The 24700-nt window shown below is 70.9% G+C and carries 26 protein-coding genes and 1 pseudogene; 16 read left to right on the top strand and 11 right to left on the bottom strand.

Annotated features, from left to right (window positions below; genetic code table 11):
* The first annotated feature begins 43 nt into the window (after nucleotides 1–43).
* Entirely contained in the window at nucleotides 44–934 is an 891-nt protein-coding gene (locus VYL96_RS14785; RefSeq protein ID WP_131885106.1) for a cation diffusion facilitator family transporter, read from the top strand.
* 15 nt (nucleotides 935–949) lie between these two features.
* On the opposite strand, the gene VYL96_RS14780 is transcribed toward VYL96_RS14785, so the two are convergent.
* On the bottom strand, nucleotides 950–1960 hold the full coding sequence (locus VYL96_RS14780; RefSeq protein WP_243699592.1) for a carbon-nitrogen hydrolase family protein: 1011 nt from the start codon (nucleotides 1958–1960) through the stop codon (nucleotides 950–952).
* 141 nt (nucleotides 1961–2101) lie between these two features.
* Between VYL96_RS14780 and VYL96_RS14775 the strand changes: the two genes are divergently transcribed.
* From VYL96_RS14775 to VYL96_RS14765, 3 genes are read left to right on the top strand one after another with little or no spacing between them, the layout of a single operon-like run.
* Nucleotides 2102–2524, top strand: a complete 423-nt coding sequence (locus tag VYL96_RS14775) for a hypothetical protein (protein ID WP_131885105.1) — start codon at nucleotides 2102–2104, stop codon at nucleotides 2522–2524.
* Nucleotides 2525–2566: 42 nt separating this feature from the next.
* Entirely contained in the window at nucleotides 2567–2998 is a 432-nt protein-coding gene (locus tag VYL96_RS14770) for an MmcQ/YjbR family DNA-binding protein (RefSeq protein ID WP_131885104.1), read from the top strand.
* A gap of 9 nt (nucleotides 2999–3007) precedes the next feature.
* Nucleotides 3008–3331, top strand: coding sequence for a hypothetical protein (locus tag VYL96_RS14765; protein ID WP_131885103.1), 324 nt, complete (start codon nucleotides 3008–3010; stop codon nucleotides 3329–3331).
* 12 nt (nucleotides 3332–3343) lie between these two features.
* On the opposite strand, the gene VYL96_RS14760 is transcribed toward VYL96_RS14765, so the two are convergent.
* The 5 genes from VYL96_RS14760 to VYL96_RS14740 are packed head-to-tail and all read right to left on the bottom strand — an operon-like array spanning nucleotide 3344 to nucleotide 7876.
* On the bottom strand, nucleotides 3344–4228 hold the full coding sequence (locus tag VYL96_RS14760) for an alpha/beta fold hydrolase (protein WP_243699591.1): 885 nt from the start codon (nucleotides 4226–4228) through the stop codon (nucleotides 3344–3346).
* 60 nt (nucleotides 4229–4288) lie between these two features.
* On the bottom strand, nucleotides 4289–5281 hold the full coding sequence (locus VYL96_RS14755; protein WP_131885102.1) for a glycine betaine ABC transporter substrate-binding protein: 993 nt from the start codon (nucleotides 5279–5281) through the stop codon (nucleotides 4289–4291).
* Nucleotides 5278–6030 carry an ABC transporter permease gene (locus VYL96_RS14750; protein WP_131885101.1) on the bottom strand — a complete coding sequence of 251 codons (753 nt, stop codon included), beginning with the start codon at nucleotides 6028–6030 and terminating at the stop codon, nucleotides 5278–5280. The genes VYL96_RS14755 and VYL96_RS14750 overlap by 4 nt, the downstream gene beginning before the upstream one ends.
* A complete protein-coding gene (locus VYL96_RS14745) occupies nucleotides 6027–7235 on the bottom strand; it encodes an ABC transporter ATP-binding protein (protein WP_243699590.1) in 1209 nt (402 codons plus the stop codon). The genes VYL96_RS14750 and VYL96_RS14745 overlap by 4 nt, the downstream gene beginning before the upstream one ends.
* Entirely contained in the window at nucleotides 7232–7876 is a 645-nt protein-coding gene (locus tag VYL96_RS14740; RefSeq protein ID WP_131885100.1) for an ABC transporter permease, read from the bottom strand. Before VYL96_RS14740 ends, VYL96_RS14745 begins: the two co-directional genes overlap by 4 nt.
* Nucleotides 7877–8013: 137 nt before the next feature.
* Between VYL96_RS14740 and VYL96_RS14735 the strand changes: the two genes are divergently transcribed.
* Entirely contained in the window at nucleotides 8014–8877 is an 864-nt protein-coding gene (locus VYL96_RS14735; protein ID WP_131885099.1) for an inositol monophosphatase family protein, read from the top strand.
* Nucleotides 8878–8904: 27 nt separating this feature from the next.
* Here VYL96_RS14735 and VYL96_RS14730 read toward each other — a convergent pair whose 3' ends face one another.
* Nucleotides 8905–9444 (bottom strand): GNAT family N-acetyltransferase, encoded by a 540-nt coding sequence (locus tag VYL96_RS14730; RefSeq protein WP_243699589.1) that lies wholly within the window; start codon nucleotides 9442–9444, stop codon nucleotides 8905–8907.
* Nucleotides 9445–9655: 211 nt separating this feature from the next.
* Between VYL96_RS14730 and VYL96_RS14725 the strand changes: the two genes are divergently transcribed.
* The 3 genes from VYL96_RS14725 to VYL96_RS14715 are packed head-to-tail and all read left to right on the top strand — an operon-like array spanning nucleotide 9656 to nucleotide 12570.
* Nucleotides 9656–11080, top strand: a complete 1425-nt coding sequence (locus VYL96_RS14725) for an MFS transporter (RefSeq protein WP_131885097.1) — start codon at nucleotides 9656–9658, stop codon at nucleotides 11078–11080.
* Nucleotides 11081–11095: 15 nt separating this feature from the next.
* On the top strand, nucleotides 11096–11773 hold the full coding sequence (locus VYL96_RS14720; protein ID WP_131885096.1) for an alpha-ketoglutarate-dependent dioxygenase AlkB family protein: 678 nt from the start codon (nucleotides 11096–11098) through the stop codon (nucleotides 11771–11773).
* A gap of 56 nt (nucleotides 11774–11829) precedes the next feature.
* Entirely contained in the window at nucleotides 11830–12570 is a 741-nt protein-coding gene (locus tag VYL96_RS14715; RefSeq protein ID WP_131885095.1) for an APA family fibronectin-binding glycoprotein, read from the top strand.
* A gap of 10 nt (nucleotides 12571–12580) precedes the next feature.
* Here VYL96_RS14715 and VYL96_RS14710 read toward each other — a convergent pair whose 3' ends face one another.
* Nucleotides 12581–13354, bottom strand: a complete 774-nt coding sequence (locus VYL96_RS14710) for a PIG-L deacetylase family protein (protein WP_131885094.1) — start codon at nucleotides 13352–13354, stop codon at nucleotides 12581–12583.
* A 109-nt stretch (nucleotides 13355–13463) separates the two neighbouring features.
* Here VYL96_RS14710 and VYL96_RS14705 point away from each other — a divergent pair, with 109 nt between their 5' ends.
* The 7 genes and pseudogenes from VYL96_RS14705 to VYL96_RS14675 all read left to right on the top strand — a co-directional run bounded on the left by VYL96_RS14705 (nucleotide 13464) and on the right by VYL96_RS14675 (nucleotide 21126).
* Nucleotides 13464–14621, top strand: a complete 1158-nt coding sequence (locus VYL96_RS14705; RefSeq protein ID WP_131885093.1) for an acyl-CoA dehydrogenase family protein — start codon at nucleotides 13464–13466, stop codon at nucleotides 14619–14621.
* Nucleotides 14622–15046: 425 nt separating this feature from the next.
* Complete coding sequence (locus VYL96_RS14700; RefSeq protein ID WP_243699588.1) at nucleotides 15047–16957, top strand: HNH endonuclease signature motif containing protein; 1911 nt, start codon at nucleotides 15047–15049, stop codon at nucleotides 16955–16957.
* Nucleotides 16958–17325: 368 nt separating this feature from the next.
* Nucleotides 17326–17838: a diaminobutyrate acetyltransferase gene (gene ectA / locus VYL96_RS14695; protein ID WP_043567994.1), complete on the top strand. Its 513-nt coding sequence runs from the start codon at nucleotides 17326–17328 to the stop codon at nucleotides 17836–17838.
* Between the two features lie 68 nt (nucleotides 17839–17906).
* Nucleotides 17907–19202, top strand: a complete 1296-nt coding sequence (gene ectB / locus VYL96_RS14690; protein WP_131885092.1) for a diaminobutyrate--2-oxoglutarate transaminase — start codon at nucleotides 17907–17909, stop codon at nucleotides 19200–19202.
* A 36-nt stretch (nucleotides 19203–19238) separates the two neighbouring features.
* Entirely contained in the window at nucleotides 19239–19661 is a 423-nt protein-coding gene (locus VYL96_RS14685; RefSeq protein ID WP_131885091.1) for an ectoine synthase, read from the top strand.
* Between the two features lie 87 nt (nucleotides 19662–19748).
* Nucleotides 19749–20042: pseudogene (locus tag VYL96_RS14680) on the top strand (NAD(P)-binding protein); the annotation flags it as partial.
* Nucleotides 20043–20292: 250 nt separating this feature from the next.
* Nucleotides 20293–21126, top strand: coding sequence for a PIG-L family deacetylase (locus VYL96_RS14675; protein ID WP_131885090.1), 834 nt, complete (start codon nucleotides 20293–20295; stop codon nucleotides 21124–21126).
* 28 nt (nucleotides 21127–21154) lie between these two features.
* On the opposite strand, the gene VYL96_RS14670 is transcribed toward VYL96_RS14675, so the two are convergent.
* Genes VYL96_RS14670 through VYL96_RS14660 form a run of 3 tightly spaced genes read right to left on the bottom strand, consistent with a single transcriptional unit; the run spans nucleotide 21155 to nucleotide 23494 of the window.
* Nucleotides 21155–21664, bottom strand: coding sequence for a flavin reductase family protein (locus tag VYL96_RS14670; RefSeq protein ID WP_131885089.1), 510 nt, complete (start codon nucleotides 21662–21664; stop codon nucleotides 21155–21157).
* On the bottom strand, nucleotides 21657–22421 hold the full coding sequence (locus VYL96_RS14665) for a pyrimidine reductase family protein (protein WP_131885088.1): 765 nt from the start codon (nucleotides 22419–22421) through the stop codon (nucleotides 21657–21659). Before VYL96_RS14665 ends, VYL96_RS14670 begins: the two co-directional genes overlap by 8 nt.
* Nucleotides 22422–22474: 53 nt before the next feature.
* Nucleotides 22475–23494 carry a DUF2332 domain-containing protein gene (locus VYL96_RS14660; RefSeq protein WP_131885087.1) on the bottom strand — a complete coding sequence of 340 codons (1020 nt, stop codon included), beginning with the start codon at nucleotides 23492–23494 and terminating at the stop codon, nucleotides 22475–22477.
* 121 nt (nucleotides 23495–23615) lie between these two features.
* Here VYL96_RS14660 and VYL96_RS14655 point away from each other — a divergent pair, with 121 nt between their 5' ends.
* Nucleotides 23616–24686, top strand: coding sequence for a glutathione S-transferase family protein (locus VYL96_RS14655; RefSeq protein WP_131885086.1), 1071 nt, complete (start codon nucleotides 23616–23618; stop codon nucleotides 24684–24686).
* Nucleotides 24687–24700 lie beyond the last annotated feature (14 nt).

The raw sequence follows: 24700 nt of genomic DNA, 5'->3' as shown, positions 1-24700 counted from the left end.
GGTCGGCAGGTGGACTCCCGGCACGCGACTACGCTCTGGGAACGTGTCGACTCTGAAGAAGTTCGCCTGGCTCTCGGTGGCCACCGCGATCGTCACCATCGCGCTCAAGGTCGGGGCGTGGTGGGTCACCGGTTCGGTCGGTCTCCTGTCCGACGCCGCCGAGTCCGTGGTCAACCTGGTGGCGGCGGCGATCGCGCTGGGGGCGATCAGCGTCTCGGAGCGACCGGCCGACGACGACCACCAGTACGGGCACTCCAAGGCGGAGTACTTCTCGGCGGGTGTCGAGGGCGCGATGATCTTCGTGGCCGCGGCGTTCATCCTGGTCGTGAGCGTGGAGCGGCTGATCAACCCGGCCCCGCTGGAGGCGCTCGGCGTCGGCCTGGCGATCTCGGTGGTCGCCGCGCTCCTCAACGGGGTCGTCGGTCTCGTGTTGGTGCGGGCGGGCATCCGCCACCGGTCACCGACCCTGAGGGCGGACGGCAAGCACCTGATCACGGACGTCATCACCTCCGTCGGCGTGGTGGTGGGCGTCGCGCTGGCGTGGGCGACCGGCTGGCAGGTCCTCGACCCGATCGTGGCGATCGGCGTGGGCCTGAACATCCTGTTCATCGGCTACCGACTGGTGCACGAGTCGGGCATGGGCCTGATGGACGCGACCCTGCCCGACGAGGACAACAGGATGATCGAGGAGGTGCTCGAGCGGCACCGGGAGCCCGGCCGCGTCGACTTCCACGAGCTGCGGACCCGCGAGTCGGGCAAGTGGCGCTTCGTGGAGTTCCACGCGCTCGTTCCGGGGCAGTGGAGCGTCGAGCGCGGGCACGACCTGGTGGAGACCGTGGAGCAGGAGATCCACGCCGCGCTGCCCAACTCGCACATCACCACCCATCTCGAGCCGATCGAGGACGAGCGCGCGTACAACGACGTGCACCTCTAGAGCGCGTCGCGTGGCCTACCCGCCCGCCGCTCGGTGCAGTCCTGCCGCCCGTAGGCCCGCCGCGCGGCCGCGCCGCCGGTAGTAGCTCCGGCCCACCACGTTCTGCTGGTGCCAGTAGCCGCGCAGGAGCAGTGGCAACCCGGGGATCCAGAACCGCTCCTCGAGCGGCAGGACGGGTTCGCGGGCCCCGAGGGTGACGTCCGCGTAGACGATGCCGGGGCCCTCGTCGGCCCGCCGGGAGGCGAGCACCGTGCCGGAGGCGTCGACGATCTGGGTGGCGCCGACGTACTCCGTCTCGTACGGCACGGACACGGTCGTCCCCGGAGCGAGGAGGAAATCGGTGCGGAAGGACCCGCAGTGCGAGGCCTGCAGGACCGGCGCGCCGAGGCGGCGGGCGAACTCCGTCGGTGCGTTCTCCGAGAGGTAGCGGTTGTACTGCGCGAGCGGGCCCAGCACGCGGTCGGTGAGTCCGCCCCAGTTCCGCGGGACCGTCCACCAGTGCGTGCCGGTGACGGCGACGCCGACGCGTCCCCGGAGCCTGCGGACGGTCCCGGTGCGGATGAGCTCCCAACAGCTCGCCACCCCCACGCCGCCGAGTGCGGTCTCGAACGCGCCGTCGTCAGTGCCGTCGCGGTAGTAACCACCGCCGGTGTAGAAGCAGTTCTCCCACATCGTCGGCAGGTCCTTGTCGTGCGTGTGCACGGACCCGTCGGGTTCGACCAGGTGGTAGCGGTTGTAGACCTCGTCGTCGTCGGCCACCACCATCGACCCACCGACGGTGAGGCGGTATCGCGCGGCGAGGCGGCGGAACATGTCCACCGCCACGTTCTCGCGCGGCAGGACGGCGTCGTGGACCTCCGCCCGCATCGGCAGCGGCGACGTGCAGAACTCGGGCACCGCGATGAGGCGCGCGCCCCGCTCGGCGGCCTCGACGATCATCGTCTCCAGCCGGCCGAGCGTGAGGTCGACGCGACCCGGCACCCCCTCCAGCTGCACGGCCGCGGCGCGGACCACCTGTCCCGACAATCGGACCTCCTGCATCGAGCACGGACATGGATAGAGCGTGGACGCGGATCACGCGCGAACGAGCGCGCAGGTCAGCGCCCTGCCCTATGGTCGTCAGCATACAAATCCCGGCGCATTGTCAAGTGCTCTTCGGAAGGGCCCATGGAACTCGGCATCGACACCCTGCTCACCCTCCTCGCGGCGGGCCTCATCTTCCTGCTGGCGCTGTGCCTCGGCGTGTGGAAGTACCGCCAGATGGCCGCGAGCCCCGGCCACGTCGCGCACCCGTACGTGGACATCGCGCACCGGGCGTCGTTGCTGTACTCGTTCGCGACCCTGCTCATCGCCGTGTTCGTCGAACTGAGCGGCTGGCCGACCTGGGTCGACCTCACCGCCGCCGGCGTGCTGGTGTTCTTCTTCCTGATGGCCATCGGCAGCTACATCCTCCACGGCGCGCTGAAGGACACGACCAACCAGTTCGAGCGGCCCACGGTCGCGCTGCACCTCGGCATGGTGGCGCTCATCGTCGGCGAGATCGGCGGGTTCGCGGTGCTGCTCGCGGGATTCGTCGCCGGGCAGTTCTGAGACTGAAGGCAGTTCGGCGGCTGAGGTCGTATCCTCGGCGGTGTGGGCCACCCGATCATGTTCGACGCCGCGGACCCGCTGCTGGCGCGGCTGCGGCAGGTGTGCCTCGCGCTGCCCGACGCCGCCGAGAAGATCTCGCACGGACGCCCCAACTGGTACACGACCAAGGTGTTCGCGGTGTACGGCGGCTCGGTCAAGGGCGACCACGCGGACCCGCTCCTGTCCCGGGCGCTGCTGTTCCTGCCGGATCCGGGGGAGCGCGCGGCGCTGGAGCAGGACGAGCGGTTCCACGTCCCGGCGTACTACGGGCCGGCCGGGTGGCTGGCGCTGCCGCTGGACGATGGACCGGACGGTGGCGACCCCGGGCCCGACTGGGACGAGGTCGCCGAGCTCGTCGAGTCCTCGTACCGGCAGACCGCCGGAACCCGGCGGGTCGCTCGTCTCGACGACGAGCGGGGTCGCTCGCGCGACTAGGCTGGCCGCATGCCGCTGCGCCCCCGCTCCGACGCCGCCTCGCCGCGCCGGCGCTCGTCCGGCGGTAAGCGCTCGTCCGGCGACATGGATCTGGGCACCCGGGCGCTCCTCCTGGGGGTCGGCTCGCTGGTCCTGTCCTGGGTGCCGCTGCTCAACATCATCGCGTTCCTCGCCGGGCTCATGGCCGTGGCGTTCGGCCTGCTCGCGCGCTGGCCGACCGGGTGGCTGACCAACGAGGACACCAACCCGCGGCGTGGGCTGTGGGGCGTGGTGCTGGGCTCGATCGCGCTGGTCGTGTTCGTGGTGACCGCGGTGCGGTACTCGGCGCTGTAGGGGCCGGCGCGATCAGCGGAGGTTCGACACGACCCAGCCGATCGCCGTGCGCATCCGGCGGGCGAACTCCCCGGGGTGCGTCGCGCACGCGGCATGTCCGGCGTGGACCGGGAACACCGCGCTGTGGGGCAGCAGGTCGGCCATCTCGTCCTGCACCCACTGCGGGAACGCCAGGTCCCGGGTGGTCTTGACGACGGCCACCGGCAGCGTGAGCTCGTGCAGCCACGACGTCGAGTTGAAACCCGCGACCTGCGCGATGACGTTGCGGTGCGTCGCGAACGACACCGAGGACAACTCGCGCAGGGCCCACGCGTGCGGCCGGAGTACCTCGTCGTCGACCTCCTCCTCCACGACCTCGCCGACCTCCTCCGGCACCGCGTTGAGCAACGGGGCGGAGCGCGTCAGGCCACCGAGCGACATCCTCTCGATCGCGTTGCGCCGCGCGCCGGTGCCGGTCGCGGCCAGCACCAGCCCGCCGAGGCGAGACGGGTCGCGGCGCGCGGCCAGCTGGGACACGATCCCGCCCATCGAGTACCCGCCCAGCACGGGCGCGGGCAGCTCGAGGTGGTCGGCGACCCGGAGTACGTCGTCGGCGAGGGTCTCGAACGTGAACTCGCCGTGGAAGCCGTGGCCGTGCCAGCGCTGATCGAAGGTGATGAGCCGGTGCTCGCCGCGGAGCCGCTCGAACGTCTGGTACCAGTTGAGCATCCCCGTGGCCGCCATGCCGTGCAGGAGGATCACCGGCGTGAGGTGCTCCTCGCCCGTGTCGTGGACGCGGGTGGTGACCCCGTCGGCGAGTGAGACGATCCGCCCCGGCGGCAGCAGCGACAGGTCCGGCACCATCCGCGGCACACGCGCGGCCACCCGCGGCAGCGATCCGACAGGCCTCCTGGTCACGCGCAACCTCCTGGGGTCGTGTCCTGATTGTGGGACACCCGGCGGGCGGGTGCATCCGCGTCAGTCCACGGACACCAGTCCCTCCTGCTCGAGGAAGTCCCGCGCGACCAGCGCGGGATCCTCTCCGTCGACGTCCACGCGCATGTTCATCTCCACCATCACCTCGTTGGTGAGCAGGTCCACCAGCGGCGCGAGGACGTCCTCGATCTGCGGGTACGCGTCCAGCACCTCGCCGCGGACGACCGTGGCGAGGTTGTAGACGGGGAAGAAGCGCTGGTCGTCCTCGAGGACCACGAGGTCGAGGCCCTTGACCCGGCCGTCGGTCGTGTAGACCTCGCCGAATCGGCACTCCCGGCCGACCGAGGTGGCCTGGTAGATGATCCCCGGCTGCATGATCGGCGTGGGCACGGCGGCCGCCTCGAACCCGTAGGCCTCGGCGAGTCCCGGCCAGCCGTCGCGGCGCACCGAGAACTCGGTCTCCATGCACGTGACAGCCGACTGGGGGTCGGTGTGGACGAGCTCCGCGTAGTCGGAGAACGTCCGCACCCCGGTCTCCTGGGCCGTCGCCCGGTTCATGGCGAACGAGTACGTGTTGTCCACGGTCGTGGGCGGCAGCCAGCGCAGGTCGTGCTCGGCCAGGTCGGCGTCGCGCACCGCCTCCCACTGCCCCTGCGGATCGCGGATCGGCTCGGAGTTGCCCAGGTAGCTCATCCACGCGGTACCCGTGTATTCCATACCGATGTCGACCTGCCCGGTCACCAGCGCCTGTCGGAAGCTGTTGGACCCGGCCAGCGACGACATGTCGGACACCTCCATGCCGGCCGCGGCGAGGAGGAACTCCACGAGATAGCTGGCGATGACGCCCTCGGTGAAGTCCTTGCCGCCCACCGTGATGCGCACGCCCTCGAGCTCGGGCACCGTGCCGGCCGGCCCGGGTGACACGGGCAGCGGTACGGACCCGCCGTTGTTGAGGCCGCAGCCGGTCGCGAGCAGCACGGTGGTGAGCAGGGCGGCGGCGAGGCGTCTGACGGGCGAGGTTCTCGTGCTGGTCATCGCAGCCCCTTCGGGTTGAACAGGAGCTCGCCGACCCCGCCGAGCCAGTCGACGAACAGTGCCAGGCACACCGCGAGCACCGAGCCCACGGCCAGCGTCGTGTAGTCCTGCAGGCGGTACCCGGTGTCGATGAAGATGCCCAGCCCGCCGGCGTCCACCAGGAAACTCAGCGTGGCCGTGCCCACCGCCAGCACGAGCGTGGTGCGCAGCCCGGCGAGGATGAACGGCACCGCCAGCGGCAGCTCGACCGTCCGCAGGACGCGGGCGCTCGTCATCCCCTGACCGCGCGCGGCGTCGATGAGCGCCGGGTCGACGTTGCGGATCCCCACGATCGTGTTCCGCAGCACCGGCAGCAGCGAGTAGACCGCCACCGGCAGCACCCCGATCCAGAAGCCCGTCCGGTTGGTCGCCAGGAACAGCAGCACGATCAGCCCGATCGCCGGCGCCGCCTGCCCGATGTTGGCGAAGCCCACCGCGACCGGCGCGAGGAACCGCGTCCGCCGGCGGGTGAGCAGGATGCCCAGGGGCACGCCCACGGCCACGACGATCGCCACCACCGTCACGGTGATCTGCACGTGCTCGAGCGTCCGCTGGGTGAGGGACGCCGCGTTGAGCGAGGCCCGCTGCGTCTCGTCGAGCTCGCGGGAGAACGCCCACCACAGCACCCCGACCGCCGCGGCCACGATGACCAGCGGCTGCACCCACAGCCGCGCCGACCCGCCGCGGGCCACGGCGGCGGGGGCGCTCACGCCGGACCGTCCTGGCCGGGGACCGGGTCCGCGTCGGTGTGCCGGTGGTTGATGCGCCGCAGCTCGGCCACCAGGTCGTCGATGCCGATGGTGCCGCGGTACACGCCGTCGCGGTCCACGACCACCGTGGTGGCGCTCGCCGTGGACAGCAGCCCGTCGAGCGCCTCCTGCAGCGACGAGTCCACCGTCACCGACCCGACCACCGGCAGCCCGCCCGACCGCAGATCGGGCATCCCGGCCACCGTGTCGCCGCGCACCCACCGCAGGGGTCGGCCCGCGTCGTCCAGCACGACCGCCCACTCGTCGCCGGACCCGCGCAACCGGGTGGCGAACTCGGCCGGGTCGTCCGAGGCCCTCGCCGTCGTCGCCTCTCCCAGGTCCACGTCACCCACGCGCCGGAGGGTGAGGGTCTTGAGCGCGGCGTCGTCACCGATGAACCCGCTCACCGTGTCGTCCGCCGGATTGGTGAGGATGGCTTCCGGGGTGTCGAACTGCAGCACCGACGACCCGGGGCCGAGAACCGCGATCCTGTCGCCGAGCCGGACCGCCTCGTTGAAGTCGTGGGTGACGAACACGATGGTCTTGCGCAGCTCGTCCTGGAGCCGCAGCAACTCGTCCTGCAGCGAGGCCCGCGTGATGGGGTCGACCGCGCCGAACGGCTCGTCCATGAGCAGCACCGGCGGATCGGCGGCGAGCGCCCGGGCCACGCCGACGCGCTGCTGCTGACCCCCCGACAGCTGCGCGGGGTAGCGGTCGCGATAGTCCGAGGGGTCCAGCCCCACCAGCTCGAGCATCTCGTCGACCCGCGCCCGGATCCGCGGCTTGCGCCACTTGAGCAGGCGCGGAACGGTGGCGACGTTCTGCGCGACCGTCATGTGGGGGAACAACCCGGAGGCCTGGATGGCGTAGCCGATGGAGCGGCGCAGGGTGTCGGCGTCGAGGCCGCGGTTGTCCTGACCGTCGATCGTGATGGTGCCCGAGGACGGCTCGATGAGGCGGTTGATCATCCGCATCGTGGTGGTCTTGCCGCAGCCCGAGGGCCCGACGAACACCGTGGTCCGGCCGGCGGGCAGCTCGAGCGAGACGCGGTCCACCGCCGGTCGCTCCTGGCCGGGGTAGATCTTGGTGACGTCGTCCAGGACGATCGGGACGCCCGACACGGACCCCGACACGGACTCGGTACTGGTCGATCCGGCACTGGTCACTGGTTCCCCCTGATGGTCAGGCGTCCGAGGAGGACGAGGAGCGCATCGAGGACGAGCGCGAGGACGACGATGAGCACGGTCGCGGTCAGCGCCATCGGCAGCGCGGTGGGCGTGCCGACCCGGGACAGTGCCGCGAAGATGAGGTTGCCCAGCCCCGGACCCTTGACGTACGCGGCGATCGCGAGGATGCCCATCGACATCTGCGTGGAGATCCGGATCCCGGCGAGGATCGACGGCCAGGCCAGCGGCAGTTCGACCCGGGCGAGCACCCCGACCCGACTCATCCCCACGCCGCGCGCGGCGTCGACGGTCGCGGCGGGCACGGCGTCCAGGCCGACGATCGTGTTGCGCAGGATCGGCAGCACGGCGTAGATGACCAGCGCGGTCATGGTGGGCAGCACGCCCAGCCCCAGCACCGGGATGAGCAGACCGAGCAGCGCGAACGACGGCACCGTGAGCGCCGTGGCGGCCAGGCCGGTGGCGACCGCCGATCCGGACCGGCTGCGGTAGACGGCCACACCGATCGCCACCGACAGCAGGGTCGCCAGTAGCACCGCCTGCACCGTGGCGCTGACGTGCTGCCACGAGTCCGTGGCCAGCTGGAGGCGGCGCGTGGAGAGGAAGTCCATCAGGGCGGTCATCGCATCTCGGCTCCGTCGGGTCGGCGCGGTACGGGTGCGACCACGTTAGCCTCGTCCGCACCTGTAGAGGGCGGAGTCGGGATATCCGACGCCGGGATCGGCTGTGGCGGCGCGGTGCGGTCGTGCACCATGTAGACATGACGCCACGGCCCACCCGTCCCCTGGATCCCGACCTGACGGAGCATCTCGACGAGCTCCTCGCCGCCAGCGGCCGCATCGCCCGCCGGCACTTCTACGGCGACCTCGCGGCGCTCGCCGCCACGGACAAGGGCGCCGTGGCCTCGAACGGCGCGGCCGCCGGCGGGAACGGGCACCGCTACGACCCCGTCACCGAGGCCGACCGCGCGATCGAAGAGCTCCTGCGCGCGGGGATCTCGTCGATGTCCCCGGGTGACCGGGTGGTGGGGGAGGAGAACGGCGTCACCGGTCCGGCCGACGCCGCCCGCACGTGGTACCTGGATCCCATCGACGGGACCAAGGCGTTCCTCACCGGGATGGCGGGGTGGGGGACCCTGGTCGGCGTGGTGGAGGGTGGCCGCGCCGTCGCGGGCTGGATGGACCAGCCGGTGTTGGGGGAGACGTTCTCCGCCGTCCACGGGCGCGCCACCGTGCGGCGCCGCACCAACGGACCGGAGGCCATCGACCTGCGCGTGTCGGGCTGCACGGAGCTGTCCGAGGCGATCATGTACACCACGCACCCGTCGATGTTCGGTGACGACGGCGAGGTGCGCAGCCGCTACGACGACCTCGGTCGCCGCGTCCGCCTCCAGCGCTTCGGCGGGGACTGCTACGCCTATTGCATGCTCGCCGCGGGGCGCGTCGATCTGGTCGTGGAGGCCGACCTGAACTCCTACGACATCGTGGCGCTGATCCCGATCATCGAGGCCGCGGGCGGCGTGATCACCGGCCCGGACGGCCGGCAGCCGCTCGAGGGCGGGACCGTAGTGGCGGCGGCGACCCCGGAACTGGCCGAACAGGCCTGGGCGGTACTGCGGCCGTAGCGCGCCTGACGCCGGGCCTGACCCGATTCAGGCGAGGTCGGCCCGCATCCTCCACATCGGCGGCGCTTCCGGTGCCTCCGACCGGGCGGTGACGGTGAAGCCGAGCCGCTCGTACAGCCGCACGTTGAGTGGGTCGGAGGTCTCCAGTGCCATCGAACGCGCGCCCCGGCGGACGGCCTCGACGATCGCGAACCGCGTCAGGGCGCTGCCGAGCCCGCGTCCCCGGGCGCTCGGGAGCACGCCGAGCGTCTCGAGCCTCCAGTCCGCCTCGGGATCGCCGCCGCTCGTGAGTCGATCGATGCGGTCGCCGTGCAGGGCGACGATCCGCGCCACGGTTTCAGGCGCGGGGTCGGGGGTCCGAGGCGGCAGGACCGCGATCACGCCGTCGACGGCTCCCCCCTGCGCGGGGTCGTCGTGCACCGCGACGAGGCCGTGCCGAACCGCGTGATGCAGGTACAGCTCCTGGAGCGCGCGCAGCCTGTCCTGGTAACCCTCTGCCGGGATGACGTATCGCGTCCACGGGTAGTCGGCGAACGCGGAGGCGAGAGTGTCGGCCGCCGGGCCCACGTCCGCGACGTCGGCGAGACGGGGCGACGAGGGGGAGAACTCACTCGGGCGACGGTACCCGGATCGGATGCGGCGCCCGTCACAGGGCGATACAACCGAGTGATGGAGCGACATCCCCGGGGGTGATGCGTCCCCCGATACCGGGTCAGGGTCAGGCACACGCACGCGTAAGCGGCGGCTCGGCACCATCAAGAAGGCCGTACCCGCCCGGATGGACCGCCTCCCCTTGGCGGGGATCCACTGGAAGATCATCGTCGGCCTCGGAACCGTGTGGATCCTCGACGGCCTCGAGGTCACCCTCATCGGCTCACTCGCCGCGCGCCTGGTGGAGCCGGGCAGTGGCCTGCCGATCACGGAGGGCCAGATCGGTCTCGCAGCGTCGATCTACATCTTCGGTGCCTGCCTGGGTGCGCTGTTCTTCGGCCGGCTCACCGACAAGTGGGGCCGCAAGAAGCTGTTCATGCTCACCCTGGTGGTGTACTGCGTCGCCACGTTCGCCACGGCCTTCTCGGTGGAGCCGTGGATGTTCTTCATCTGCAGGTTCTTCACGGGCGCCGGCATCGGCGGTGAGTATGCGGCGATCAACTCCGCGGTCGACGAGCTGATCCCCGCCCACTACCGCGGTCGCGTGGACATCCTCATCAACGGCACCTACTGGCTGGGCGCGACGTTCGGCTCGTTCTACTCGCTGTTCTTCCTCAACACGGCGATGTTCGCCGAGAACCTGGGCTGGCGGTTCGCGCTCGGCGTGGGCGCGCTGCTGGGCGTCGTGATCATCTTCGTCCGCCGGCACGTCCCGGAGAGTCCGAGGTGGCTGTTCATCCACGGCCGCGAGGACGAGGCCGAGGAGATCGTCGAGAGGATCGAGAAGCAGATCCGGCGGGAGAAGGACGAGCCGCTGGAGAAGGTCGGCCGCGACGAGCGGATCACCATCCACCAGAGGGCCTCGATCCCCTTCAGCGAGATCGCGAAGACCGCTTTCGGTAAGTACCCCAGGCGGGCGATCCTGTGTCTGGCGCTGTTCATCGGTCAGGCGTTCCTCTACAACGGCATCACCTTCAACCTCGGCACGCTCTACCAGAGCTACTACGGGATCGACGCGGGCTCGGCACCGCTGCTGCTGGCCCTGTTCGCGATCGTCAACTTCCTCGGCGCGCTCATCCTGGGTCCGCTGTTCGACAAGGTCGGCCGCAAGAAGATGATCGCCGGCACCTACCTCGGGTCGGCGCTGGTGACGGTTCCGCTGTACTTCGTCTTCCTCAATGAGACGGGCGGCCTGTGGGGCTTCGTGGCGCTGCTGTCGCTGACGTTCTTCATCGCCACGGCGGGTGCGTCGGCCGCCTACCTCACCGTCAGCGAGATCTTCCCCATGGAGACCCGCGCGCTGGCGATCGCCTTCTTCTACGCGATCGGCACGGGCGTCGGCGGCGTGATCGGCCCGCTGCTCTTCGGTAACTTCATCGAGAGCGGCGACCGCGGACTGGTCGGCGTGGGCTTCCTCATCGCGGCGGCGATCATGGCGATCGGCGGCATCGCCGAGATCGTCCTCGGCGTCGACGCGGAGGGGAAGTCCCTCGAGGACATCGCCGCGCCGATCACCGCGCAGAAACCGGGGGAGGAGAACGCGACCACGTGACCGAATCCTTTTTCAATGACTGAGCCACTGTTCGGCGTCCACCGCGAGCCGTCGCTGCTCGGCCCGGGTGCGGTTCACGTGCCGGACTGGATGAGCCGGGAGCAGCAGGAGTACCTGCTCCGGGCGTGCGCGGACTGGGCGGCCGTGGCGGCGCCCCGCTCGATCGTCCTGCCCGGCGGCGGGCGCATGTCGGTGCGGACGTTCAGCCTCGGACGTCACTGGACCCCGTATAGATACGACGACGACGAGGACACCCCGCCCATCCCGGATTGGCTCTTGCGGGCTGCGCGAACCGCGCTGACCTCGGCTGCGGCGGTCGATCCGCGCTCCGCGGTCCTCGACGGCGGCGATCACTACACCCCGGACGCCGCCCTGGTGAACCTCTACGGGCGTGGCGCGACGATGGGCCTGCACCAGGATCGGGACGAGGCGAGCCTGGCGCCCGTCGTCTCGTTGAGCCTGGGCGACGCGTGTACGTTCCGCTTCGGCACGCCCGAGCACCGCGGCCGACCGTACACGGACGTCCGCCTGGAGTCGGGCGATCTTGTGGTTTTCGGCGGCCCGTCGCGGATGGCGTTCCACGGCGTGCCCAAGGTCTTCGACTCCACGGCGCCGTCGTGGTGCCGCGAGGTGCTGGGTGCCGAGCCGGGGCGGGTCAACATCACGCTGCGGATGACCCGACCGGCTGTATGACCCGACCGGCTGAATGGCCTGACCCGCTGCCAGCGCCGACACCCTAGGCTGAGCGGATGACCTCAGACCGCGGCGCCTCGCAGAACCCGTCGACCGGCCGTGCCCGGACCGTCCTCGTGGTGGCGCTCGTCGCCGTCCTGGCGGCGGTCGCCGCGGTCGCCACGGTGCTCGTCTCGTCCGCGACGTACGCCCCGGCGGAGCGCACCCTGTCGCCGAAGATCCAGGTGGCGGCCGGCTCCGATCACGTCGACCCCCTCGCCGGACTCGTCGTCCGCGTCCCCGAGGGATGGCGGGCGGAGTCGGGCGAGCTGATCTTCGGCACCACCGCGATGAGCCCGGAGCCCAGCCCGGAGCCGGGAGGTCCCGCGACCGGGCGCCCTGACGGCGTCGTGCTGGCGGGCGCGCTCACCGAGGACCTGTTCGACCCGCGCGAACCGGACAACCGGCTGGCGGCGTTCGCGCTCGCCAACGGGATGGGCCCGGCCCTGATCCCCGTCCCGGGCCGGCCGGTCGAGGAGCGGATCGAGGAGCTCACCACCCGCGTCGGCGACGGCTGGTCCGTGTCGTTCCGGGTGCTGCCGGCGGTCCGGCAGGACATCATCGGCCCGGAGGGCGCGCTCGTGTACTCGGCGGTCGTCGGGGAGGGCGCGCAACGCTACTGGCTCACCTACGTCGGCCGCCCGGGCGACGGCGTCATGACCTCGCCCACCGCGGAGTGGGCGGACGAGATCGTCGAGCGCCTGCGACTGTCCGAGGCCGCCTACACGTCGGCGGGCCAGTCGGGCGCGTCGGCCTGAGTGCCGCGCGTCAGGGCCGCATCCGGCGGAAGCCCACGACCGGGTTCCCGCCGGCGACCCCCTCGATCGGCGCGCACACCGCCTCGACCTGTTGACGGGCCTGCTCCCGCACGGGCGTGGCCGGGTCGAGGACCGAGAGGTACTCGGAGTGCTGCGCCAGCGCCTCCACAGCCGGCTCGACGAAGCCCGTGACCTCCACGTAGTGCGTGGGCCCGGGTGCGGACTCGAACCACATCTGCGGCCGCCCCTCCGCGGCGTCCACGCCGACCGCGGCCACGAGGTCGTCGTACGCCGCGCCCACGGCCGCGCCGAACTCCATGTGGTCACTCTGGTTGGGCATGCCGGGGCCGAACTCGGGGCCCGAGTACAGCGACACCACTATGTCCGGCCGGTGCCGGCGGATCGCGTCCGCGATCGCGTCACGCAGCGCCGCGTTGTTGACGATCCGGCTGTCCGGGAAGCCCAGGAACTCCACCTCGTCCACGCCGACGATCGCCGAGGACCGCCGCTGTTCCTCTTCGCGGACCGGGCCCGCGAGCGTCGGCGGCATGCCCTCGATACCCGCCTCACCGCTCGAGGCCAGGACGTAGACGACGCTGCGCCCCTCGGCCGTCCACCGGGCCACGGCGGCGGACATGCCGTACTCGGGATCGTCGGGGTGGGCGACGAGGACCAGGCAGCGGGTCCAGTCCGAGGGGAACGGCTCGGGGAGAGCCGCGGCCCTACCTCCGGGCGTCGTCCCGGTCGGTTCCGTCTTCTCCGGCAGGTCGGGGGATTCGCTCATGGCACGAGTATGACCTCTCCCGCGCCCGTGCGCGCGCCCTCTTCCGGAACGGGCGGACGTCAGCTCAGAGGCGTTCCTCGTCGTCGTCGTCCCCTCCCGGAGGCCTCTCGTGTCCGCACTCTTCCCCGACTACCGCCCCGCGTGGGAAACCGACGACCACCGGCTGCTGCGCGAACACGCCCGCGCGTTCTTCGCCAAGGAGATGACCCCCAACCAGGAGAAGTGGGCCGCGCAGAAGCACGTCGACCGCGAGACCTGGGTGCGCACCGGCGAGGCCGGCCTCATCTGCCTCGACGTGCCCGAGGAGTACTGCGGGCAGGGCGGCGACCCCGGCATGGAGTACCTCGTCACCGAGGAGCTCGTCTACTCCGGCGACACCGCCTTCGGCATGGGCGTGGGCTCCACCATCACCCCGCACTACGTCGCCAACTACGCCACCGAGGAACAGAAGAAGGCGTGGCTGCCCAAGATGTGCTCGGGCGAGTGGATCTCCGCGATCGCCATGACCGAGCCCGGCGCCGGCTCCGACCTCAAGGGCGTGCGCACCACCGCCAAGCGTGACGGCGACTCCTACGTCATCAACGGCTCCAAGACCTTCATCTCCAACGGCGGCTCCGCCGACTTCGTGGTGGTCGCAGCCAAGACCGACCCCGACGCCGGCCACAAGGGCATGGCCCTGTTCGCTGTCGAGGCCTCCACGCCCGGCTTCGAGCGCGGTCGCGTGCTCGAGAAAATGGGCCGCCACGGCGCCGACACCGCCGAGCTGTTCTTCAACGACATGCGCGTGCCCGCCGCCAACCTGCTCGGCGGCGAGGAGGGGCAGGGCTTCTACCAGCTCATGAACCAGCTCCCGCGTGAGCGCCTGGCCATCGCCGTGGACGCGCTGGCCATGGCCGAGGCCGCCGTGGTGGAGACCATCGCGTACACCAAGGAGCGGCAGGCGTTCGGCCAGCCGGTGCTGGACTTCCAGAACACCCGCTTCGAGCTGGCGCACTGCAAGACCCAGGTCATGGCCACCCGCACGTTCGTCGACTACTGCATCCAGCGCGAGATCGCCGGTGAGCTCGACGCCGTGACCGCCTCCATGGCCAAGATGCAGGCCACCGACATGCTCGACGACGTCGTGGACCGCTGCCTCCAGCTCTTCGGCGGCTACGGCTACATGATGGAGTACCCCATCACCCAGAAGTTCGCGGCCGCCCGCGTTATGCGGATCTACGGCGGCACCAACGAGATCATGAAGGAGGTCATCGGCCGGGCGCTGTAGTAGGCCTGCGGGGCACGACCGAGTCCACTGGGCGGCGCTGCGCTGCGCGGGCTGGCTGCGCTGCGCGAGGTTGGCGAGGCGCCCGGGTTTGCGCGGCGCCACGGCCGCCGTCGGTGACCGGCGCTCTCCGTTCCGCTTGACCGATCGCGCGTACCTCAGGGAGCGCGCGATTCCGCATCTTCGGGGCGCTCGCAGCCTCCGGGTCCGGCGTCGAAGCTGCGCGCGCGAGCGGTGGCAGTGGGCGCGAGCCGCGTTGCGCGCGCGGTTTCACGCTGCGGGCGCGGACCGGCTGGTGTCGCGTCGTTTAGAAACTCGCCGGTCGGCTTGTGGGAAGCCCTTGTGGTGTCGAACACGTGGACGTAGAATAGAACATATATTCGAGACGGCCGCGGTGCGGCCGCACGGTCGACCACAGGGGGTGGGGCATGGACGGCGATTCCGAGCGCACGGCCGGCGGCCCTGCGTCCCCTTTCGGCGCTGCCGACTCCTCCGACCCCGCCGGTTCCTCTCGCCCCGCCGGCTCGTCCGGCCCCGCCGGCGCGTCCGGCCCCGCCGGCTCGTCCGGCCCGGCGGTGTTGACGGGGTTGACGGCGGCGGCGCGGGAGGGGTGGGCGGCGGAGAACCGCGCGGCCGCGCAACGTCTGGTGGCCTGCTACGCCCTGCTGCAGGAATGTTGGCGCGAGTACGGGCACGGTATCGACGGCAGCCACGAGGCCCGCCCCGGCCACGCCGTCGTCGACGGCCTCGTCGCCGCCGCCGGCTATGTCGTGGCGGCGATGTCCATCTCCGCCAGGCGCGCGGAGAAGATGCTGTCCTTCTCCTGGGAACTGCACACCCGCTACCCGGCCATCCTGGAGGCCATGGCCGCCGGGCTGATGGAACAACGCGTCGCCGAACTGCTCGCCCGGCAGATGGCCACCGTCCGCGGCGACGTGCTGGAGCAGGTCCAACGCCAGGTCGTCGAGGACTACCTCAACGGCATCGCCGCCGGCATCCGACTGGGCGACAAGGCCCTACGCGATGAGATCGACGCCGTCATCGGCCGCCACGACCCCGACGCCATCCGGCTACGCAAAGAAGACGCCAGCCGCACCCGCGGCGTACGCATCGGCAAAGGCGTCGACGGCATGTCCAGCGTCTCCGCCCTGCTGGCCACCGAGGAAGCCGCCGTGTTGGCCGAAGCCCTCGACCAGCGGGTCGCCGACCACCAGGCCGCCGACGCCGACGCCACGGCCGCCGCTCCGGACGAGCCTGAGCCGGAGCCGAACTACTCCAAAGCCGAACGCCGCGCCGACGCCCTGATGTCCCTGATCTGCGGCGACACCCCCACTCGCCCCGACGCTGCCGACGCTTCCGATGACGCCGCGAGCACAGACGATGCCGCTGACGGCGCCGTGGGCGCGCCCGCCACCGGCGGCACCGGTCAGGCGCCGGTGTTGCGGCCGAAGGTCACCGTCATCGCCACCGCAGACAACGGCCGCGACGAACACGGCGCGCGGGTGGAGTTCACCCGCACCGGCGAAGCGGCCCTGCAGACCCTGATGGAAATGCTCGCCACCTCGCACGGGGCCACCTTCGAGCAGATCGATCCCCGCATCGGTGCCGCCGACGACACCGACGCCGCCCTGAGGTACCGGCCCGGTGCCGAGTTGGCGCGCCGGGTCCGGCTCCGCGACGGCACCTGCCGCCACCCCGGGTGCGCGATCCCGGCCGATGACTGTGATCTGGATCATGTGGTGCCGTTCAATCACGCCGACCCCGCCGCCGGTGGCCAGACGGTGGAGGCGAACCTGGTGGCCCAGTGCCGGCGCCATCACCGGTTCAAAACGTTCTCCGACTGGACCTACAAGTTGGAGCCCGACGGCACGCTGATCGTGACCGCCCCCGACGGCACCGTCATGCTCACCCGCCCCGACGGGCCGCTGGCCCAGCATCGGCGCGAGCAACAACGCAGCGAGGCCGAGGCCTGGGCGCGTCAGCAGCGCCGCAACCCCAGCCCGGTCATCGGGGCCGGGGTCCTGGACGAGGCGACCTACTTCGCCCGCCGCGCGCAACGCCTGGCCCGCGAACGCGCCCGCACCGCCGCCCGCAACGCAGCCGAGTCGACCACGCCGCCACCCGAGGCCGCGGATACGCCCACCGAGGGCGCGCCCGCACCCGACCCCACCACCCCGGACTCGAGCCCGGCCCCGGCCCCGCGCGGGAGGGTGACCCCCGCCGAGGCAAGTCGCTGGTGGGAACGCAACAAACCCACCGACAGTACCCTGGAAAAAGCCATCCTCCACGCCCTACACGAACACCTCGACGAACTCCTCCAACCACCGCCGCCGTTCTGAGGCGGGCAGGGTCAGCGCCGGCGGTCGGGAGGGGCGAGCCCGATGGCGGCGAGGCCGAGGTGGCGAGCTCGGGAGTCAGCCCTGGTAGCGCTCGGGCTCCGCGCGCTCTCCTCCGCGGTGCGAGTCGACCGGGGGGCTCGGAGGCGAGGGGTTGGGGGCGACGGAACTCCTCGAAGTCGGTGATCGGGCTGTCGTGCATAGCCCCCGTCGTCCCATCGGGAGCGCGCTGGTGAGGGTCCCCTGGAAAGGGCCGTGGGTGACTGACCTCACTCCACGTCGGCCACCTGCGCACTCACCGTCTATTCAGGTAACAACTTGAGGAAGGTAGATGCAACAACCGGGTTGCGTCACTACGGTGGAAGGCGATTATGAACCCAGGAGAACGAGAAGTACCCCGTACCCCTGATTCGTCCGACGCGGTGTTCCGTGTGCCCACTGCGGCCGACGGAACCCGCATGTGGGAGATCGCCCGTGACAGCGGCGTCCTCGACCTCAACTCCTCCTACGCCTACGTTCTGTGGGGCGCCGAGTTCTCCGAGAGCTCGGTCGTTGTGGAGGTCGAAGGTCGGGTCGTCGGCTTCGTGACCGGATTCATCCGCCCCTCCGAGCCGGACACGATCTTCGTGTGGCAGGTCGGCGTCGACGCCGACCAGCGCGGTAAGGGCCTCGCGGCCCGACTGCTGCACAGCCTCATGGATCGGCTGGCCGAACGCGGCGTGGTGCGGCTGCGCACCACCATCAGCCCGGACAACGAGGCGTCGCAACGGACGTTCGGCGCAGTCGCCCGCGACCGCGGTATGACGCTGTCCAGTGAGGACTACCTGAGCTCCGAGCTTCTCGGAGAGGGTCACGAGCAAGAAGACCTCTACACGATTTCCTAGACAAGGGCGCACGGGCCGCCCGGCCCGCAACCGCCGCCCGCACCTTCCTAATTGGAGTGATCACCGCAATGACCGAGCCCGCCCACGACGCCAACACCAACACGGAGATTTTCGACGATCGCGAATCCGAGGTGCGCAGTTACTCGCGGAACTGGCCGGTGGTGTTCGACACCGCCAAGGGGGCGACGCTCCGGACCGTCGACGGAGACGAGTATCTCGACTTCTTCGGTGGCGCGGGTGCCCTCAACTACGGCCACAACGACGAGGACATGAAGAACGCGCTGCTGGAGTACATCTCCCGCGACGGCGTCACCCACTCGCTCGACAAGTACACCGTGGCCAAGCGGGCTTTCCTGGAGACCTTCTCGGAGAAGATCCTCGAGCCGCGCGGCCTCGACTACAAGGTGATGTTCCCCGGGCCGACGGGCACCAACGCCGTCGAGTCGGCGCTCAAGCTGGCCCGTAAGGTCACCGGCCGCGAGGCCGTCATCAACTTCACCAACTCGTTCCACGGCATGACCCTCGGGTCACTCTCCGTGACGGGTAACTCGATGAAGCGCGCCGGCGCCGGCATCCCGCTCGTGCACGCCACGCCGATGCCGTACGACAACTACTTCGGCGGCGTCACCGAGGACTTCCAGTGGATGGAGCGCGTCCTCGTCGACTCCGGCTCGGGCATGAACCGCCCGGCGGCCGTCATCGTCGAGTGCGTCCAGGGCGAGGGCGGCATCAACGCCGCGCGCGCCGAATGGCTGCGCGCGCTCAACGAGCTGTGCGTCCGTCACGACATCCTGCTCATCGTCGACGACGTCCAGATGGGCTGCGGCCGCACCGGCGAGTTCTTCTCGTTCGAGTTCGCGGGCATCAAGCCGGACATCGTTACCCTGTCCAAGTCGATCGGCGGCTACGGCCTGCCGCTGGCCGTGACGCTCTTCCGACGCGACCTCGACGAGTGGACCCCGGGCGAGCACAACGGCACGTTCCGCGGGAACAACATGGCCTTCGTCACCGCCGAGCTGGCGCTGCGCAAGTACTGGTCGGACGATCAGCTGCAGAACCGCACGCTCGAGAACGGCCGCATCCTGCGCGAGCGCTTCTCCCCGCTGGTCTACAAGTACGAGGGCAAGCTCGAGCTGCGTGGCCGCGGCATGGCCTTCGGCATCGCGTTCCTCGAGAATCCCGAGCTCGCCGAGCAGGTCATGGCGCGCTGCTTCGACAACAAGATGCTCGTCGAGACCGCCGGCCCGAGCGACGAGGTCGTCAAGTTCCTCGCCCCGCTCACGCTGACCGATGAAGAGCGCGACCGCGGCATCGAGATCTGCTACGAGGCCGTCGACCACGTCCTCGCCCAGCAGTACGCCTGAGAACCATAGACCACACCCCGGCCGAGGAGGCACCGCATGATCGTTCGTACGACCGCCGAGATCACCGACACCGACCGCCATATCAAGGGCAACAACGGCAACTGGGAGTCCAAGCGCATCGTCCTGGCCGACGACCGCGTCGGGTTCTCGTTCCACGAGACCACCATCGCCGCCGGCACGACCAACGACTTCCACTACGCCAACCACGTCGAGGCCGTCTGGCTGACCCGCGGCAAGGGCACGCTGCGTGACCTGACCAACAACAAGGAGTACCCGCTCGAGGCGGGCACGATGTACCTGCTCGACGGCAACGAGAAGCACCAGGTCATCGTCGAGGAGGAGATGCAGATGCTCTGCGTCTTCAACCCGCCGGTCGTGGGCGACGAGAACCACGACGAGAACGGCATCTACCCCCTCCTGCGCCTGCAGGACGACGGCACCGTCGTGCGCGAGAAGTAAGCGCCGCGCCGCACTCTCCGGCCGGTTTCGTTCAGTCCGAGCGAAACCGGCCGGGGAGTCGCTCGTTCTGGGGCACTGTCTGTAACCGTGACAGATATTGACACCCGTCCAGTAGCGATCATCGGGGCGGGGCCCTCCGGACTCGCGGTAGCGCGCAACCTCGACCGTCAGGGCGTCGACTGGGTGGGCTTCGAGCTCGCCGGAGACGTCGGCGGCCTCTGGAACATCGACGCGCCGCGGAGCACGGTCTACTCCTCCGCCCACCTCATCTCGTCGGCCCGCACCACGGAGTTCGGCGAGTTCCCCATGCCGGCCGACACCCCGGACTACCCGGACCACCGCCGCCTGTTGGCCTACTTCCGCGACTTCGCCGACCACTTCGGCCTGCGCGAGCGGTGCCGCCTCGGCACCGAGGTCGTGCGCGTCGATACGGGCCCGAGCAGACCGGTTTCCTCCGCTACCGGCCCGTGCTGGACAACACGCGGCTGCGCGAGGTCTTCGGCTACACCCCCGAGCTCACCACGGCCCAGGCCTTCGACCGGTGGCTGGCCGGTCATCCGGAGGCGCGGGCCTGAGTCGGCCCGTCCCGCCGGCCCGCCCCCGAACCGCCCGGACAGGGCAGAATGTCCGGGTGTCGACGATCGTGTTCCTCCACGCCCATCCCGATGACGAGACCTCGCAGACCGCCGGGATGATGACCCTGGCCGCCCGGGAGGGCCACCGGGTGGTGACCGTGTTCGCCACCGACGGCGACCACGGGGAGCGGCCCGAGCACCTCGGCCCCAACGGTGACCTCGTCGATCACCGGCGCGGGGAGGCGCGGGCCGCGGCGGCCGTGCTGGGCGTGGCCCGCATCGACTGGCTGGGCTACCGCGACTCCGGGATGACCGGCTGGGAACAGAACGACGACCCGCTCTGCCTCCACCGCGCCGACATCGACGACGCCGCCGCCCGGGTTGCCCGGATCCTCGACCGCGAGGACGCCGACGTCCTCGTGGGCTACGACGACCACGGCAACTACGGGCATCCCGATCACATCGCCGTCCACCGCATCGCCCGACGCGCGGTGGAGCTGGCCGCGCGCCGGCCGCGGCTGCTGGAGGCCACCACGAACCGTGACGCCCAGCTCGCCATGCTCGACAGCCCCGAGGCCGCCGAGTTCCTGCGCACGCTCGCGGCCGGCGGCACGGAGCTGGACCCGGACCAGCTGCGGGCGATGATCCTCACCGGCGACGACGGTCAGCCGGTGGGGATGCCGGAGTCCGAGATCGCGTGGGCGATCGACCTGCCGCAGGACGTGATCGAGACCAAGCGCCGCGCGATGCAGTGCCACGCCAGCCAGACCAGCGACATCGGCACCATGTTGGCGCTGCCGCCGGAGATCTACACGGTCGCCTTCGGTACCGAGTACCTCATCGAGCCGGGCGCGGAGCAGTCGATGCGCCGCGCGTGGCCGTTCGGCTGAGCCGTCCGAGCCGCCTGCCCCGCGCAGCTCAGGGAGTGATCGCCCGCTCCTCGCTGGCGTGGCCCGCGTCGAGGTGGGAGCAGTCCGACAGCCGCAGGGGCGAGAAGGCTCCCCCGGAGTGACTGGAGACCACCCGGGTCGTCACGCAGACGTGGTCGCCGCCGTCGTCGAGCGTGGCGATCCGCTCGAGCACCATCCGGTTGGGGAGCTCGCGGATGAGGGGCACGCCCCCGTCGCCGGTCACGGTCTGGAGGCCCTCGAACTTGTCCGTGTCTTCCCCCGAGCGCGTACCGAACCGCTCGGCCAGGGCGAGGTCGGAGCTGGTGAGGAAGTGCACCGCGAAGTGGGTGGCGCGCAGGCTCACCCGGTAGGTGTGGTTGGCCTTGGAGAGCCACACGCTGTAGTGCTGGCCGGAGATGCTGGACTGCGCGTGGAAGCCGACCAGGCACCCGGCCCGCTCGTCCTCGGCGGCGGTGGTCACCACGATCATCGCCGTGTCGAGTGAGGCCATGAGGTCCTCGAACGCCTGGTCAGACATCGCTCGCGCCGCCCTGCCGGTCCATCTCGTACCGCAGGAACAGGGTGTCGCCGTCGGCCATGGTCCCCTTCAGTGCGAACCGGGCGATCCCCGCTCCCGCCGGGTTCACGCACACCGGGAGCGGGTCGCCGCCCATCAGCGGGGAGATGGACAGGCACAGCTCGTCGAGACGGTCTGCCGCGACGAGTTCGCCGAGCCAGGTGGGCCCGCCCTCGCAGAGCACGACGCGGTGCCCCAGGTCGGCCAGCGCCCGCAGCGCGGCGGCCGGCTCGACCGCGTCGCGCCCCGCGTCGACGACCGTCGCGACCTTCTCGGCCTCGGCGCGCCGGGTCGGGTCCGCGGCAGTGCACGTGATGACGTGGGTGCGGGCGTCCTCGGGGGCGTCGGCGAACAGTCGGGCGCTCCAGTCGAGGTCCAGGCTGCGGCTGATCACGGCGACCGGCGGGTTCCCCGGTTTCCCGGCGCTGACGCGGTGGGCCCGCGCCTCCTCGGACAGTCTCACCGGCCCGTAGCCCTCCCGCCGAACGGTCTCGGCGCCCACCATCACGATGTCGGCGATCTGGCGCATGCTCCGGAACAATGCCTGGTCGGGTGCGGTGGACAGGGAGCCCACCCGACCGTCGATCGCGGCCGTCCCGTCGATCCCGGCGACCATGTGCCCGGTCACCCAGCACTCGTGCTCGGGCCGGGACCGGTCCACGTCCAGGTACGGGGCGAGCGGATCGGGGACCTCGGTTCCGGGCTCGAGTACGTGCATGGCGGCCACTCTACGGATGTCCCACGCCGTTGCGTGGCCCACGTGGGGCGGGGTCAGGGCACGTCGAGGGCGCGGACCCAGTCGCCGTGTCCGTGCGCGGTGGCCAGGGGCCGTCCGTTGACGGCGACGACGAAGATGCCCTTGTGGCGGCGGATCGACTCCGGGACCTGCGCGGCGACATCGGGCAGAAGGGTCACGCCCTCGACGGAGATCCACACGCAGTCCAGCTCGGTGACCCGGCGGACGAACTCGGCGCGGGCCGGCGGCTCGAGGTAACCGAGCACGGCGGTGTGGAACACCACCGGGGTGGTGCCGGCCGGGCAGGCGGCGACCGAGTCCTCCAGTCGCTCGAGGAGGTCGCCGGCGAGGATCCGCGGGGGGTCGGCGGCCGCGATGTCCAGTGCGGCGTCCAGGCGCGGTCCCCGCTGCTCGTGCTGGCCGGGCCAGATGAGGCTGTGCAGCCAGGCGCGGGAGTCCGGGTCGGCGGGGTCGATCGGCGACAGGTCCACCCCGCCTCGGTGGGCGACCTCGGGCGACGAGCGCGGTAGGGGTACGCCGTCGCGGAGGTCGCAGTCGAGGACCGGCGGGCGGCCCGCCGCACTGTCGGGGTCGGCGGCGGGCCGCAGCTCGCGGGTGCTCCCGCCGTCGAGGGCGTACCGGTAGGCGTAGCGGTCCGGGTAGAGGCACAGTCCCGCCGAGGCCCCCATCTCCACCAGGGAGAGCGGGCCGGGCAAAAGGGAGAGGAACGGCAGTAGGACCGCGCAGCGCTTGGCCTCGTTGGTCTGGGTGGAGTGGGTGAGCGCGATCCGCTCGATCTCGGCCCAGTGGTCGTGGACGAACCCGCGGAAGGTCGCGTAGTCCTCTGTCTCGGGGGCCCCGGCGTGCCGGGCGGCGGCGAAGAACAGGGCGGGTTGGCGCTTGATCCGCGGCAGCGTCCCGATGAGCTCGCTGGTAGCGGAGTCCCCGGCTACGCCGCGGGCCCACGAGAGGTACACGGGCGTGCGTCCGCGGACCTCGTACTCGGCGAAGTCGGAGTAGCGGGCGGGAACGTCGTCGACGTGCGCGGAGTCCATGTCCCCAGCGTCGCACACCGCCGCGGGACACGCCGTCGACGCCGGAACGGTGGCCTCACCCGCGGGCAGGCGGTATGATTGGTGACGCATCAATAAACTGAGACGATCCTGGGAGCCCCTCATGTCTACCGCGACCGACTTCACCCCCGCACAGAACGCCTCGACCGACGGCGAGTTCGTCCGCGACGCGACGTACATCAACGACCGCGTGGTGGCGGACGTGCCCGCGGGTTCGGATCCGGTCGGCGAGAAGATCGGCGAGATGCGGTGGCCGGTCGAGGCCGGGCGCTATCGGCTCATGGCCGCCCGCGCGTGCCCGTGGGCCAGCCGGAGCATCATCGTCCGGCGCCTGCTGGGCCTCGAGGACGCGATCTCCCTGGGGCTCGCGGGCCCCACGCACGACATCAACTCCTGGGTCTTCGACCTCGACCCGGACGAACGGGACCCCGTCACCGACCTGCACCGCCTGCAGGAGGCCTACTTCAACCGGATCCCTGACTACCCGCGCGGGATCACGGTCCCCGCGCTGGTGGACCTGCCCACCAAGTCCGTCGTGACCAACGCGTACCAGAAGCTCAACTTCGACTTCATCTCCGAATGGACGGCCTTCCACCGCGAGGGCGCGCCGGATCTGTACCCCGAGGAGCACCGCGACGAGATCGACGAACTCGACTCGTGGATCTACCCCACGGTGAACAACGGTGTGTACCGCTGCGGGTTCGCCGCCGACCAGGAGGCCTACGAGGAGGCCTACGACGAGCTGTGGGCGTCGCTGGACCGCCTCGAGGAGCGCCTGACCGCCCGCCGCTACCTCGTCGGCGACTCCATCACCGTCGCCGACATCCGCCTGTTCACCACGCTGGTCCGCTTCGACGCGGTGTACCACGGCCACTTCAAGGCGAACCGGTCCAAGATCAGCGAGATGCCCGCGCTGTGGGGCTACCTCCGTGATCTGTTCCAGGCGCCCGGCTTCGGTGACACGTGCGACTTCCCGCAGATCAAGGCGCACTACTACAACGTGCACCGGGACGTGAACCCCACGGGCGTCATCCCCAAGGGGCCGGACCTGTCCGGCCTGCTCACCCCGCACCACCGCGAGGAGCTGGGCGGTCGCCCGTTCGGCGACGGGACCGCCCCCGGGCCCATCACCGATCCGTCCGAGAGGGTGCCGGAGGGGCACGGCGCGGCCTGAGGTCCCCGGGAGAG

This window comes from Dietzia maris, from assembly GCF_036287335.1.
Taxonomy (GTDB): Bacteria; Actinomycetota; Actinomycetes; order Mycobacteriales; family Mycobacteriaceae; genus Dietzia; species Dietzia cinnamea.
The sequence above is the reverse complement of the archived record's forward strand: the minus strand, read 5'-3'. Positions and strand labels throughout refer to the sequence as shown.

Bases quoted from the DNA above. Each gene is read 5' to 3' on its own strand.
- VYL96_RS14735 (WP_131885099.1), top strand. From the start codon at position 8,014: ATGACGCCACGGCCCACCCGTCCCCTGGATCCCGACCTGACGGAGCAT.
- VYL96_RS14720 (WP_131885096.1), top strand. From the start codon at position 11,096: ATGACTGAGCCACTGTTCGGCGTCCACCGCGAGCCGTCGCTGCTCGGC.
- VYL96_RS14665 (WP_131885088.1), bottom strand. From the start codon at position 22,421: ATGCACGTACTCGAGCCCGGAACCGAGGTCCCCGATCCGCTCGCCCCG.
- VYL96_RS14725 (WP_131885097.1), top strand. From the start codon at position 9,656: ATGGACCGCCTCCCCTTGGCGGGGATCCACTGGAAGATCATCGTCGGC.
- VYL96_RS14685 (WP_131885091.1), top strand. From the start codon at position 19,239: ATGATCGTTCGTACGACCGCCGAGATCACCGACACCGACCGCCATATC.
- VYL96_RS14715 (WP_131885095.1), top strand. From the start codon at position 11,830: ATGACCTCAGACCGCGGCGCCTCGCAGAACCCGTCGACCGGCCGTGCC.
- ectB (WP_131885092.1), top strand. From the start codon at position 17,907: ATGACCGAGCCCGCCCACGACGCCAACACCAACACGGAGATTTTCGAC.
- VYL96_RS14660 (WP_131885087.1), bottom strand. From the start codon at position 23,494: ATGGACTCCGCGCACGTCGACGACGTTCCCGCCCGCTACTCCGACTTC.
- VYL96_RS14755 (WP_131885102.1), bottom strand. From the start codon at position 5,281: ATGACCAGCACGAGAACCTCGCCCGTCAGACGCCTCGCCGCCGCCCTG.
- VYL96_RS14655 (WP_131885086.1), top strand. From the start codon at position 23,616: ATGTCTACCGCGACCGACTTCACCCCCGCACAGAACGCCTCGACCGAC.
- VYL96_RS14670 (WP_131885089.1), bottom strand. From the start codon at position 21,664: ATGTCTGACCAGGCGTTCGAGGACCTCATGGCCTCACTCGACACGGCG.
- VYL96_RS14700 (WP_243699588.1), top strand. From the start codon at position 15,047: ATGGACGGCGATTCCGAGCGCACGGCCGGCGGCCCTGCGTCCCCTTTC.
- ectA (WP_043567994.1), top strand. From the start codon at position 17,326: ATGAACCCAGGAGAACGAGAAGTACCCCGTACCCCTGATTCGTCCGAC.
- VYL96_RS14775 (WP_131885105.1), top strand. From the start codon at position 2,102: ATGGAACTCGGCATCGACACCCTGCTCACCCTCCTCGCGGCGGGCCTC.
- VYL96_RS14740 (WP_131885100.1), bottom strand. From the start codon at position 7,876: ATGACCGCCCTGATGGACTTCCTCTCCACGCGCCGCCTCCAGCTGGCC.
- VYL96_RS14710 (WP_131885094.1), bottom strand. From the start codon at position 13,354: ATGAGCGAATCCCCCGACCTGCCGGAGAAGACGGAACCGACCGGGACG.
- VYL96_RS14765 (WP_131885103.1), top strand. From the start codon at position 3,008: ATGCCGCTGCGCCCCCGCTCCGACGCCGCCTCGCCGCGCCGGCGCTCG.